We start from the raw sequence: 13,154 nt of genomic DNA, 5'->3' as shown, positions 1-13,154 counted from the left end.
AGATTGGAGGCAAAGCTAAGTCTTTGTTTGGGAACTCGTTCAACTCACCCGATGTACCTTATTTTCCTCCAACTGGTATTTCTGACCGCTTTCCGGGCAGGTCGCCCACCCCTTTTCGTCGAATTTTATCCGATGTCCGTATTCGCCGACCCAGCCAATTTGTCGGGCGGGGTTACCTACCAGCAGCGCATAGGGAGGGACAGTTTTAGTAACCACGGCTCCGGCGCCAATCATAGCATACGCGCCAATGGCATTTCCACAAATTATGGTGGCATTCGCCCCAATACTGGCCCCCTGCCCCACGAGGGTTTGTTGGTATTCTCCCTGGCGATTGATTGCGCTGCGCGGATTAATCACGTTGGTAAAAACACAGGAGGGGCCCAGAAAAACATCGTCCGCACAAATCACCCCGGTATAAATCGAGACGTTATTTTGAACCTTTACGTTTTTGCCCAACTTCACCCCCGGAGAAACGACTACATTCTGACCGACATTACAACTCCCTCCTAACTCACAGCCAGACATCAGGTGACTAAAATGCCAAATCTTGGTGCCGGCACCAATACGACAACCGTCATCGATAATGGCCGTGGGATGGACGAAATAAGTATCAGTCATTTCCTTAGAGTGGTTTTGCGCCAATGGCAACAGAGAAAAACGAATTTTTGGATCAAATCAACGCCATTACCTGTTCAGCCTGTCGTTGACGACTGTATGCAGCAATTTCTGCTTCGTTGAAACTACAACGGTGTTCGCCGTCAATGAGTTGAATCAGGTAGTTGGTCATTTGCGCCACTTCTCCTCCATCAAAATGACGCCCGGTCCCCGTTTTCTCCAAAATGCCCTGAACATCAGCGCCGGGCATACCCAACGATAAAATTGGCCGCTGTGCTGCCATATACTCGAAAAGCTTTCCAGGCAAAATGCCCTTACCTCCTTTCATCTTCGGGGCAACAAGAAGCAGTGCATCGGCCCGTCGCTGGTAATCATTGACCTCGGCGTGAGGCACCGGACCAATATCTAATAAGGGTATTCCCTTTTCGGCTATCGTTGCCCGAATACCTTCGGAGGCATGTCCTACCAGCAGTAATTGGACCTTAATTTCCTTACGTCGTTGAATGGCATTGGCCAGGGCCTCCAGGAAGGGTTCGGGCTCGTACTGGTCAGATATTGACCCCGTGTAAGCAATGGTAAACGCCGTAAAGGGAGGAATACCAATTGGGCCGGCAAAGTCCCGATCGTCGTACCCATTAGGGATGACCAGGATATCATTGGGGTTGCGTTCCGGCACGTGTTGGAGAAACAGTGTTTTAATACCCTGCCAGGCGGTGATCAGTTGATCTGCCTTGCGTAAGACCTTAAGCTCAATCCGCTTATCAATTGCCGCCGAGAGGCGGCTGTGTCGCAGCAAGTTGTAGAAATATATGTCGGTCCAGGGGTCCCTGAAATCCGCGATCCAACGGATGCCTAAACTACGCTGCAGGGCCAGGCCGATCAGGTGTACAGACTGGGGCGTTGAGGTAGTTATCACGGTTTCGATTCCGTGTAGTTTGATGATCTTTTTTGCGGCCCTGACGGCAAAGGGTTTCCAGCCACGCCGGGGATCAGGGATAAAGAGATGACTGCGCAGCGTTATGACCAACTGTTGTTTCCAGTTGCTTTCATCCACGTTGGAAAAACCATTCGTAGGTATTTTCGATTTCCCGACAAGTTTGCCATAGTAATTGATCGGCTCGAAGGACTTCGTATGGTGGACGGTCACCCGAGGATCAACATCTTCCAACAGGCTTTCATCCGTCTGCATATAACTGGCATACGCCGGATCCACCGTTAAAACGTGCACCTCAACGCCCAGCTCTGCTAAATAATGGGAGAGCTTTAACCAACGTTGCACCCCGGCCCCACCGCTCGGTGGCCAGTAATAAGGAACCAGTAATACTTTTTTAGCACCTTCCATATTGAAATCATCCCTTTTGGGGCCTTCTTACGGCAAAGGTATCAATTACAGCACCATGATCCGGTAATGTTACCTCCACCAACAGAGCAGTTCAGGCTCGCGGAGCGCGACGTGTCTACTCGCCGCCGGAAAGGTCTTCGACCAGCAAGCAAGCAGAAACAGCCTCCAGGTATTTTTCAGCAACGCTTTCTACCGAAAAATGGTGTTCAACATGCTTACGCCCTGCCAGGCCCATTGCCACCAATGGGCTTCCCGGTGCACCTGCGTCCAGCATGGCATCTGCCAGCTTCTCCACATTCTTTGTCGGAACTAACCAACCGTTTTCGCCATCCAGCACCACCTCCCGCACGCCTGCCACATCAGTTCCAATCATGGCACGCCCCATGGCGGCAGCTTCCAACAGTACCCGGGGGCACCCTTCCCGATAAGACGGCAGGACCACCACCGATGAGCGCGTCAGGTGAGGACGAATATCTGTGGCTACACCATCATATTCTACTACGCCCTCCCGGGTCCAGGTCTCCAGTTCATCGGCAGAAATCCCTGCGGGATTGCCGGGGTCAAATGGTCCGAGAATGTGAAACGTCAGATTAGGGTTACGAATTTTAGCCAGTCGTGCTGCCGCGACGAACTCCCGAATACCTTTATCCGTCAGCAAACGACCAACAAAAAGACACCTTCCGGGAATTGCATTCTCGTAAGTTGTATATGGGTATTCCGAAAGTTGGAGACCCGATCCGGCCACTACAAAGGATTTGTCTTTTGGGGTCAGGCCATCCTCTAGGAACAACGACAGGTCATCCGGATTATGAAAGAAGACGGCATCGGCACTTCCCAATGCCTGCCGGTACAGCATCCGCACCAGTCTGTTGGTTTTCCTGCCAGACAGAAAGGTATATCCCAATCCAGTTAAGGTACATACGTTGCGGATGCCCGCCCTCCGGGCGGCAAATGAGCCATAGATCGTTGGCTTAATGGTAAAGTGCAGGGCTCCCTTAACCTCTTCCTGCCGATAGATGCGGTACAACTCCATTACTAGTTTCAAATCACGCAAGGGATTTAATCCCTTACGCCGGAGGTTTGCCAGTGGGACAAATTTCGCCCCGGTCGCTTCCAGCTTCTTTCGCTCCGGACCGTCTGGCGCGACAAGCAGCACCCGATAACCTTCTGCCTGTAAAGCATCGATGAGGCCTCGCCGGAAGTTGTAAAGATTCCAGGCGGAATTAGCGACCAGGGCCAGGGTTGCTTTGCTTTTGATAACAGCAGCAGAATTATTAATAACGAAACAAAGACTGGTTCTCCAGGAATCAGGAACGCAAAAGTACCCCATTTTACTGAGGTTCACCTAAGTCTACGGCAGCCCCATTATGTACCCCTTCATCATGGCATAATGCAAGTCTATTCTTTGTTTTGGCTGGGAAAACCGGGGGTAACGAAATTCCGCTTCATAGCTAACTATTCGCTTCACATCAGCGGCTATTCCGGAGAAAGCAACGTAGCGTTCCGGCCTTTGTCGGGTTACCCTTTGTCGAATTCTGTCTTTAACCGAATATTCCCGCTTTTTCCAGGAATCGAAAATCACCCCGCCGAGTACGTCTTTAAGCCCCCGGCCACGGCCATCTTCGGTCAGTAGCACGCTGGGCTTACGCTGGCTGCACATGAAAATATGGGCATGAACACGGTAGCCGACGTGAAAGTCTGCCGCATCGTACAATTGAATCAGTTTCTCTACGCCACCGCTAACGTCAATATAATCAACGCCTTGCTCATTGAGCCATTCCACCAGGGCCAGTTGCCGGTTGGCAGCAGCCGTCTGATCATTATCGTAGGCCTTCTTCAGCACGTCTGGCTGTATGGAATGGTGAAAGGCAACGGTCAGGTTCGCGTCAGGGAATCCAGACTGAAGTTCCGCGATCAGGTTTTTCAATTGCTGCTCCAGCGCTGCACTGCGAATAAAGGTCACCCCCGGGGAAACAACCAGATTTTTAACACCCGCCTTGGGAAACCCGACAAAAGGGGAGCCTATGTTTTCGGGAATGTACAGGGCCGGGCAGCCAGTCATCACGCCGTTGGAGATCCCCGCCACCGCCAGGGCGTTCAGGCTCCGGTAATCACGCACACTCAGAGCAGTGGTCCCGGCATCTATCCGCTGAAGCAGTCTCAGGGTAGCTGGCGTAAAGGTGTATTCCCGGCTGTCTTCCCACGTACCGGGCGAAGCGTGCCAGCCGGCGCCCATAATGGTGATGGGGACTTTAATGCGGTCAAGGTCAGCCACCAGGGGGTAAACCTTGGGGTACATGTCCTGGCGCAGCGCCGGGCCACCTAATAAAATGAGGGCAACCGCTCCGTTGACGATCTCCAGTTGTTCGTCGGAGAAAGCCTCCCAGGAATTCATGTCCACAATGTTGCGGTCCGGCCGCAGGTGCCGGAGCAGGGCATGCGCACGATGTCGGATGAGAAAATCTCCGGCATTATTCCGGGATCCCGTAAGGGTTACGTAGTAGGGTTTGCTCATGATAACTGGTTCCAGTGTAAAATGGCATCAGTGGCCAGGTTGTCCAGCGCCGTTTTACCAATTACTTCATCGATAAATTGTGGGGAGATACCGAAAGCAGGCCGCTTCCAGGTAAGGTCGTCATAAGTCAAGGCAACTCCTTTAGCGACATCTCGCTTCAGCACCAGGCTGCGGCGGGCGTTTCGGCGAGCGGGAGCCTCGTCGGCCAGCGCCTGCTTGTTAAATCCTCCCAGTCGGCCAAATAGCGTGTCCACCCGCTGAAAGAAATGCTTCAGGTCTTCCCGGTCCATGGCATGGTAATGGTCATTTCCGGGCAGGCTTTTATCGTGGGTAAAATGTTTTTCCAGAACCGGAGCCCCCAACAGTAGCGCTGTTTCAAGCACCCCCATGTCTCCTGGCAAGGTATGGTCGCTGTAACCGGGTACTACGTCGGGGAACCGGCGACGGAGATCCAGGATCATCCCCAGGTTAGCGTTCTGGTCGGGGGTCGGATAGTTGAGGATACAGTGGAGGAGGCAAAGCGGATTTCCTTTTGCCTTGATGAGGTTGACCGCAGCAAATATTTCATCGAGGTTTGCCGCTCCGGTGGAAAGCAGTATCGGCTTGCCGAAATCGCACATAAATTCGATAAATGGGTGATTCGTCAGGTCCGAAGAACTGATCTTATACACGTCCATCAGCTCATTAAGGAAAGTTGCGCTCTCCACGTCAAAAGGGGTAGAAAGGAATTCGATCCCGACCTGATCGCAATACATTTTAAGGGCTTCAAATTCTTTTTTCCAGAACTTATCGTACTTCTTAAAAAGTTCGTGTTGGCTGGTGGTCGGCTCCTTGCTCAGGTCCCAGTAGGCCGGGCTCTCACGGGCAGCAATTTTGTCTGCTTTGTAGGATTGAAACTTGATGGCCTGCGCGCCGCCTTCGGCGGCCTCGTCGATCAGCCGCTTGGCTAATTCCAGCGAACCTTCATGATTCACCCCGGCTTCGGCAATAACAAATGGACGGTGGACGACCGCTGCATGGGGGTCGAAATGCTTTATATAATCAGCTAAGCTCATGCCTGGTCGATGGTTTGCTTTATTAGTTGTAATACGTTGTCTCGCCCTGATTTAATCTGCTGGGCCAGCATTAACTCCGACATGTACCCCCGCTGCCCTTCGTCGTCAATCAACTCCAAAAAGGCGTTGCGTATGGTATCATCTCCAATCTCCGTGCCCAGGCCAAGGTTTCGGAAGCCATAATTGGCTCCCGCAAAAAAGTGCGTCATTTCCCGTTGGTTCTGGCAGATGACAACGGACGGCAAGCCAAGGCTCGCCGTCTCGAAAGTTGTTCTTCCCGCAGAGGTGAAGGCCAGGTCAGCGTCGAGCATCAGCTCCGACATATTTACCACATCGCTCAGGATCTCCACGTCGGCCGAAAACGCCTCCAGACTGGCCTGCTCCCGGTAACCCCGGCCCAGAATTACCCGGACGCTAATCCCCCGCTGCCGGCATTCCGGCACGATCAGGCTGAGCACCCGGCGGGTGTAATTGTTGGGATCTACGCCGCCGAAGGTAAGCAAGACTTGCCTGACCGTCGGCTTAATGACTACCGTCTCCCGGGTGAGCAAGAACTCAGACCGTAGGCAAAAGTAGCGATGTCCGAAAAAATGATTGGGAATCACCGCCCGTTCAGGATACATGGCGTTAATAACCAGGTCGGCGACGGCTGCGCCCGGCCCCAAATCCTCGAAGTTGATCAAGGTCGCGCCGGTTGCCTTCAACTCGTCCATGTAGGCTTTGGTCGTATCCAAACGGTCGTTAATGACCGTGTCTGGCTTACAGGCTTTAATGGCGGCCGCTAAGCCTCCGGGCTCGGTCATGCTGACCAGATAGTTGTAAGCGGCAATCGTATCAAAGGCCAGCCGGCTTTTATCGTCAACCAGAAAGATGAGTTCATGGCCAACCATACCTCCGGCGATGGCCAGTAAATTGTAAACATGGCCCAGGCCAATCTCGGGGTAGCCAGTCGTGACCATCAGTACCCGTTTACGGGTCAGGTAGTACTCGCACAAAGCCCAATCAGCATAGGTGTCAATGTCAATACTTTCCCGGTCAGAAACGGGGCATACCCTGACCGAAGCACCAAACCGTGAAGTAGGGGTAACCACCCGCCGACGGGCAATGAAAAAACCACCGGTTTCCCGGTAACGGACGGGCAGGTACTGCCGGTTGAGCCGGGCAGAATAAGCAGGCACCAGTTTCCCGCCCTCCTCTTCCCAGCTCAGGTGACGGTCGTCAACGGCACTGATCATGGTATCGATACTCGGGTCAGCCAGCATCTGGTCGATGGCCTCGTCCAGCGTACGGGTCTCCAGCAAAGGGGAGGTGGCCTGGGCGGTGATGACCAGGTCGTAAGTTTTACCGTTGGCAGCTTCCGCCTGGCGCATGGCATCATGGATCACCCCATCCAGGGTCGTATCGTCCTGACTAAGGGAAGGATCCCGTTTAATGACCCCGGCCCCCAGTTTCCGGGCAACCATTCTGATCTCCTCATCTTCGGAACTAACCACTACGTCGGGCTGGTGCCTGCTGGCCGTTGTCGTCCGGATGCTGTAATACAAAAGTGGACGACCGTTTAGTGCACGCAGGTTTTTGCGGGGGATGCCCTTTGAGCCTCCACGGGCCGGAATGACGATGAGAATATTCGTTGACAAGGTTGGAATTTTGGTCTATTGGTATTTTGGTCGATCCGTTCGCTTAACTACGTCAAATAGCGCTTTAGGGTTTCACGATTGGTCTCCCAAGGCAGGGTACATTCAGTTTTCCAATGCTGGAACCGGGCAAGGAGCCATGCTTTTACCTCTCCTTGCTCCGCTGTTTTGAACACGGCACCTGCGTCCGCGCCCAGAATAATGTCGTTCAATTCCTGATCACCGGGCCCATTAACCAAAGCCAAAATGGGCCGTCCGGTTGCAAGATAATCCCATAATTTTGCGGTCAGCACACCATAATATCCTGGGGCTGACCAATTCAACAGCAGCAAAATTGTAGCGGCATGCTGCATTTTTTGCGCGGTCGCAGGTGCAATGGAAGTTTCCACATCCAGGCAATGCGCGGGTAAGCCAGCCGTCCAGGACCTGAATATTTCAGCATCCTTACCGCGGTATTGCAAGCAAACTTTGTAGGGCGAAATCCGGCCCTCTGTGATCAATTCCCTCAGCGCCCGTACCATTACGTCCATGTTCTGCAGGCCTGGATAAAGGCTCCCGGTGTACGTAATCGTGAACCGGTCACTAGCCGGCGCCGACCGTTCCGGCGGCAAGGCGAATAAGGAATTATACCGCACCCGCAGGTTAGGATGCCAGCCAGTCAGCTGAGCTTTTTGGCCTTCGGACACGGTCCACACCTCCGTCGCATCGGCAATGATTCGTTTTCCCCACCACCGCTGGAGCGCGGGAAACCATACATCGGCGCGGACGGGATCCACCGGCAAGTCCCGAAAATCAGCGATCCAGTTCAGTTCAGGGAATTTCTTTTTCAACCGCCAGGCAACCAGGTGATCCGTCCAGGGCCGGAAGGAAGAGTAGATGGTTTTCACCTCGTTTTTTTCAACCAATTCGACCGCCAATGCAAAAGCTTTCTGGCGGTAGGCAGGGCCTCCATCATCGGTCAAATACAAAAATGGGTAGGCCTGCCGGAGGCGTAACAATATCCGCAATATGGGCTGCTGTTTCTTGCGGGTGTCCAGTGTACTTCCCGTCCCGGCGGAGAGGCGGCGTAAATCCTGCGTTGGCAGGTTAAACGTTTCCGTGACTGCAGGATCATCTTCCCCGTCGGTTCCTGAGCGGATAACGAAGACCTCCCCCTCCCGGGCAAACACCTGAGCCAGGTGTCCCAGTCGCCGGGCGGCAGCGCCCACGTGTGGTGGGAACCGTTGGGTGATCATTAACGTAGCCATACTAAAGCGGACGGGTGATGCGGTGAAAAATCTCGACGCCGGTCTTCGCCAAATAATCGGTAGCCCCGGGGGCAAGGCGCTCAATGACTTCATGGTAGCGGTACACCTCCGAACCGGTGGAGGCTACGTGGAAGCCCAGCGTACTGATGCCGGTAATGAAGTGGATGCGATTGCCTGCGGCAATTCGTTCGAGTGACAGATTTTGCGCCATTTCCCGAATATCAATTTGGCCCAAAAACTCCGCCATCACTTTACGGTAAGCAATGACATTCTCCTGGTGCCTGAATTGCGCAGGATGAAGCTTGAGGTACAACACTTTAATGCCTCGGCCAACTACAAGCTTCAGGGTCTCCCGCAAAATTTCCAGATAGGTGGCCAAATCAATGTTCCCGGTTTCCACGAGGCAGGAAGTCGCCATAAGCCAGGCACCTTCATACTCTCCGGTATGGCTGGGAGGAAAAACGTCTTTAACCACCACCCGTTCCTGCACCGGCTTCCAGGGAAAGCATCCCTCCAGGGTGCCGTAGCATCTCTCGACCCCCTCCAACATCTTAATGGTTTGTCCCGGAGTTTCTTTTTGTTCGGGTAGCAACACCATTCGTCGCCTCATTTGAGCGAATCGTTCTTGCCAGTTTTGGGGAACGATGAGGTCAAAAAATCGTTGTAACTCTTCCAATGATTGGTAACTCCCAAACCCATCTTCCAGCACGTGATAGCTTCCTGCTTTGCTGGCGAGCACTTGCAGGTACCAGTAGGTATACATCGGCGCGTACATCTGGAAGCCCGGGGCCAATTGATCGAGCACATCCGTTTTAAAGCTGGCGTACCGGCGTTTGTTAAACCGACGATGCTTAAGGATGTTACGGCCACCCTGACTTTGATAGTTGTCCCCATTCAACACGGTATAAGCAGCCGTTCCGTCCGGCTGAAAACTGCCCCGAACCCTGAGTACGAGTACCCGCTCAGGATCTATCCCCTCTTGCCGGATGATGGCATCCGTCAGGTATTCCTGCAAAATAGCGTGGGTAGAGAATACGTGGGTATACGGCATGGAAGAGGGGAAAGAAAACGAGGAAAAAAGAAAAGGGGTTAGGATGAGGGGGCAAAGGTAATAGTTCGTAGCGGCCTGTCCTATTTAAGCAAGAGAGCGATCTCCTGCTTCAACCAGTCCGAATAAAGGTCCAGTGATCGTTCTCCGAGGTGATGCCCATCGGTAGTGGAATAGTCCGCGCACTGAGGTTGTAAGATGTAAGTAAACTCAGTGGGCGGGAAGACGGACCGGAAGCCCTCCCGAATGGCGACCGCCTTAGGTGCCTGACATAATTTCGGGTGCACCGGCAACTCATAAAACAGAATTTGTACGCCGTGCTCCTGCAACCAACGAATGCGCTCAGACAAGGCGACGAGCACCTCCCTCAATTCGACGCGGTCAACACCCTGTGAATAATCCTTGATTTTCAGGTCCAGACTCAACTGGTTGATCGGCCGGTCCTGCAGAGAATCGTTGAGCTCCTTAGTAGTTTTTTTGCCCGAAACGATCCCTTTTAACACGCCTACGGGCTGATACCGTTGCCGCAGTACCGGTAAGTACTCCCGGGCGAGGTTAGTTGCTGGCTGTAAAACGACCTTTCGAAATTGCTCGTTTTCTTCCTGCATGATCACGTTCATTTCTACCAACAGGCAGCCAGGCAACTTATCTGCTCCCACGATAACGTTGAGCCCGTCATTTACCCCCTGGCCACTAAAGCCCAGGTTATGTACCTGCCGACCATTGATTTGATCCAACGTCAGGTTTTCCGAAAGAGAGGATCCCACGATGGCGAGATCAGTTGCTGCTTTTTCCGTGTACAAGTAGTCTTGAGCATGGATTAAGTTCTCCCCCCACAACGTCTGGCTGGTATCCAGATCGGCCGGCAGGTACCGAATGGTCACCATCCAGATCAAAAACAAAGCCACTGCCGCCAGTATTGCCCGAAAGATCATATGCTTTTAGAATTGGAAGTAGATGAAATCACCGGAGGAACCCGCATTGGTGAAGATCAGGAAGATCATCAATCCATAGGCCAGCGGCTGAATAATGGAGCGGTACACCGTTTTTCCTTTGTTGAGATACAAATACCCCAGGTGGTAAAAGACGACGGGTAGACAATATACCAGGACCAGGCCGAGGCGTTCGAGATTACCAAAGGGCTGGTTCGTAAAAATTTTCTGGAGGTACAATATAGCATGGCCGAACTCCGGCAATCGGAACAACAGCCACCCAACGGTTACTACTCCGAACACCCACAAGCGGCGCAGCCAGATGTTCGTCAGTGGTCGGAAGCCATGGTCGCGCGCCAGCCGCTCTAAAGCCAGCGCCATACCGTGGTAGGCTCCCCACACGGCGTAGCTCCATGCGGCCCCGTGCCACAGGCCGCCGAGCACCATGGTAAGCAGGAGGTTACGATACGTCTTGAGTGCGCCGTGCCGATTGCCGCCCAGCGCAAAATAGAGGTACTCCTTGAGGAAGGTAGATAGAGAGATATGCCAACGCCGCCAGAATTCTGAAAAGCTTTTAGCGATGTAGGGAAAGTCGAAGTTGTCCATTAAAACGTAGCCGAACAGGCGGGCAATGCCAATAGCGATGAGGGAGTAGCCCGCGAAGTCGGCAAATATTTGAACGGAATAACCCAACAGGAGAACGAGCAGATCGGCGACTGAAAGGTTTTGGAACCAGGGGTAGCTCATCCAATAGGTGTAGTCCTTAAGGTTGTCGGCAATGACCATTTTCAGAAAATACCCCGTTACCATGAAGCGGAAGGCCGTCTCCCAATCGATGTCGCGCAAGAATTTGCGTCGGATCTGTGGCAGGAAGTCATGAGCCTTTACAATGGGACCGGCAATCAGCTGGGGAAAGAAGGCGAGGTAAAAAGCGATATTCGCCAGCAAACCCATCGGCCGATCGGTGGCTTCGGTCCGTTGTAATTCTTCACCCCGGTAGGTATCCACAACCAGACTGATTCCCTGGAAAGTGAAAAAGGAGATGCCAATGGGAAGAGGGATGGTGAGCAGAAAATCTCCGATGGCGGAAGTATCCGGAAAGAAAGTCTCCCCGATCAATGGCGAATACTTGAAGAAGGCAAGGATAGAGAGGTTGAGCGCGACCCCCAGGGTGGCAAATAATTTACGGCGCGGGGAATCCAGGGTGGACACTATAACGTAGCTAATACCCCAGTTCGTCAGAATAGAAGCGATCAGCAACAAAAGCAAGGTGGGAAAATTCCATGCATAGAACACCAAACTTGCGCAGATCAATAAGCCAACCTGCCCCTTTTGACTGGGGATCAGATAATAAGCCACAAAAGTGACGACCAATAAGATGAGAAAGGCGGCGGAAGTAAAAAGCATGGTTAGTTTGCAAAGCTATCAGGTTATATCCACACTGGACACTCACAATACACGTCTAAACATTTATGTGAAATTTTCATTTAGTTTTCCTTCACCCGTTTCCGGCTATACCGGCAGATTGAATTAAGCCATAGAGAATGCCCGAACAACGTTCCGTCTTCCGCCTTACTGACGGAAACTCCATCCTGCTGGACCTCATCCGGGGTTTTAGTGCCCAGGCCGTCGTTTTCGGCCACGCCCTCTTCTTCTTTGGTATCATTGGCTTAGATACTGACCCCGGAGTTTTAGTGGTACAGAATTTTGCCGTACTTATCTTTTTCGTATTGTCGGGCTTTTTAATTTCCTACTCCACGGCTAATAAGATACGACGACGGGAAGATTATGGTTTTCGAACCTACTTTATCGATCGTTTCGCCCGCATTTATGTCACCCTTTTACCTGCGCTTTTCATTGTCCTTGTACTCGACACCATCAGCCGGCAGCTCTACCCCACCGCTTACGTCTACGAGGCTAGCTTTAATCTGACGACCTTCCTGGGGAACCTGCTCATGCTGCAAGACATCCCGGGGGTCCCCCAGTTAATCGGTCAGCCCTTAACCTCATTTGGCTCCGGCCAGCCGCTCTGGACGCTGGCCATTGAGTGGTGGATTTATATGTTTTTCGGTTGGTGCCTCCTGCGCATTTTTCTCCCTGCTGAACGACGCTGGACGGACTGGGCCATCCTGATCCCGCTTCTTGTTGTCCCCTCGTTCAACACCTGGGGTGGCAAAGGCAATGGCCTGATGATAACCTGGCTAATGGGTTCCCTTGCCTATCTCGTGATCGAAGCCGGCTATTTAAAGGTCGTTACCCGTAAGCAATCCCTTTTATTAGCTGGCTGGCTTACGGTGCTGGGCATCATCCGTTTCTGGAAAACCGGCAAGGAGTTTGATCCCATTCTGGCCTTTCTCGCCACGGCCGTGATTCTGCTGATGGTACACTTTTTTGCCACCGTTACCTGGCCCAGGTTACTGGCATGGTTCTCCCGTACCAACGCCGCATTTTCTTACACCCTGTACCTGACCCATTACAGCGTACTGGAACTGATGCGGATGCACTTTGGCGACAGCCTTTCTCCATGGACGCTGGTTTTGCTGGGTATGGTAATCAGTACCCTTATTGCAGCTCCCATCGGCCTTTACGTCGAGACGACCTTAACGGCTAAGGTGAAAGCATATTTGTACCGGCAGTTTTAGGAAGGCAGAAGCTACCACCTGATGCCCCCTCCTTAACGTAGAACTTAATGCCTAAATGACCTTAAGGGTTGCCCTCAAGCCTCCCTTCCTTAACGTAGAACTTAATGCCTAAATGACCTTAATG

The 13,154-nt window shown here is 52.6% G+C and carries 11 protein-coding genes; 1 reads left to right on the top strand and 10 read right to left on the bottom strand.

Annotated elements, in window-relative coordinates:
• Positions 1 to 39: 39 nt before the first annotated feature.
• The 10 genes from B036_RS0108865 to B036_RS0108820 form a co-directional block, all read right to left on the bottom strand.
• Positions 40 to 618: an acyltransferase gene (locus B036_RS0108865; protein WP_020568348.1), complete on the bottom strand. Its 579-nt coding sequence runs from the start codon at positions 616 to 618 to the stop codon at positions 40 to 42.
• Between the two features lie 52 nt (positions 619 to 670).
• Positions 671 to 1,957 (bottom strand): glycosyltransferase family 4 protein, encoded by a 1,287-nt coding sequence (locus B036_RS28635; protein WP_020568347.1) that lies wholly within the window; start codon positions 1,955 to 1,957, stop codon positions 671 to 673.
• A gap of 115 nt (positions 1,958 to 2,072) precedes the next feature.
• Positions 2,073 to 3,287 carry a glycosyltransferase family 4 protein gene (locus B036_RS28630; protein WP_020568346.1) on the bottom strand — a complete coding sequence of 405 codons (1,215 nt, stop codon included), beginning with the start codon at positions 3,285 to 3,287 and terminating at the stop codon, positions 2,073 to 2,075.
• A 21-nt stretch (positions 3,288 to 3,308) separates the two neighbouring features.
• Positions 3,309 to 4,472, bottom strand: a complete 1,164-nt coding sequence (locus B036_RS0108850) for a polysaccharide pyruvyl transferase family protein (RefSeq protein WP_020568345.1) — start codon at positions 4,470 to 4,472, stop codon at positions 3,309 to 3,311.
• Positions 4,469 to 5,527: an N-acetylneuraminate synthase family protein gene (locus tag B036_RS0108845; protein WP_020568344.1), complete on the bottom strand. Its 1,059-nt coding sequence runs from the start codon at positions 5,525 to 5,527 to the stop codon at positions 4,469 to 4,471. The genes B036_RS0108850 and B036_RS0108845 overlap by 4 nt, the downstream gene beginning before the upstream one ends.
• Positions 5,524 to 7,164, bottom strand: a complete 1,641-nt coding sequence (locus B036_RS0108840) for a cytidylyltransferase domain-containing protein (RefSeq protein ID WP_020568343.1) — start codon at positions 7,162 to 7,164, stop codon at positions 5,524 to 5,526. Before B036_RS0108840 ends, B036_RS0108845 begins: the two co-directional genes overlap by 4 nt.
• A gap of 47 nt (positions 7,165 to 7,211) precedes the next feature.
• A complete protein-coding gene (locus tag B036_RS0108835) occupies positions 7,212 to 8,408 on the bottom strand; it encodes a glycosyltransferase family protein (RefSeq protein ID WP_020568342.1) in 1,197 nt (398 codons plus the stop codon).
• Between the two features lies 1 nt (position 8,409).
• Positions 8,410 to 9,459 (bottom strand): hypothetical protein, encoded by a 1,050-nt coding sequence (locus B036_RS0108830; protein ID WP_020568341.1) that lies wholly within the window; start codon positions 9,457 to 9,459, stop codon positions 8,410 to 8,412.
• Between the two features lie 80 nt (positions 9,460 to 9,539).
• Complete coding sequence (locus tag B036_RS0108825; RefSeq protein ID WP_020568340.1) at positions 9,540 to 10,391, bottom strand: hypothetical protein; 852 nt, start codon at positions 10,389 to 10,391, stop codon at positions 9,540 to 9,542.
• 6 nt (positions 10,392 to 10,397) lie between these two features.
• A complete protein-coding gene (locus tag B036_RS0108820; protein WP_020568339.1) occupies positions 10,398 to 11,795 on the bottom strand; it encodes an MBOAT family O-acyltransferase in 1,398 nt (465 codons plus the stop codon).
• Positions 11,796 to 11,932: 137 nt separating this feature from the next.
• Here B036_RS0108820 and B036_RS0108815 point away from each other — a divergent pair, with 137 nt between their 5' ends.
• A complete protein-coding gene (locus tag B036_RS0108815; RefSeq protein WP_020568338.1) occupies positions 11,933 to 13,030 on the top strand; it encodes an acyltransferase family protein in 1,098 nt (365 codons plus the stop codon).
• Positions 13,031 to 13,154: the final 124 nt, after the last annotated feature.

The sequence above is a fragment of the Neolewinella persica DSM 23188 genome (genome assembly GCF_000373105.1).
GTDB lineage: Bacteria > Bacteroidota > Bacteroidia > Chitinophagales > Saprospiraceae > Neolewinella > Neolewinella persica.
This window is presented reverse-complemented; position numbering and strand designations above follow the sequence as displayed.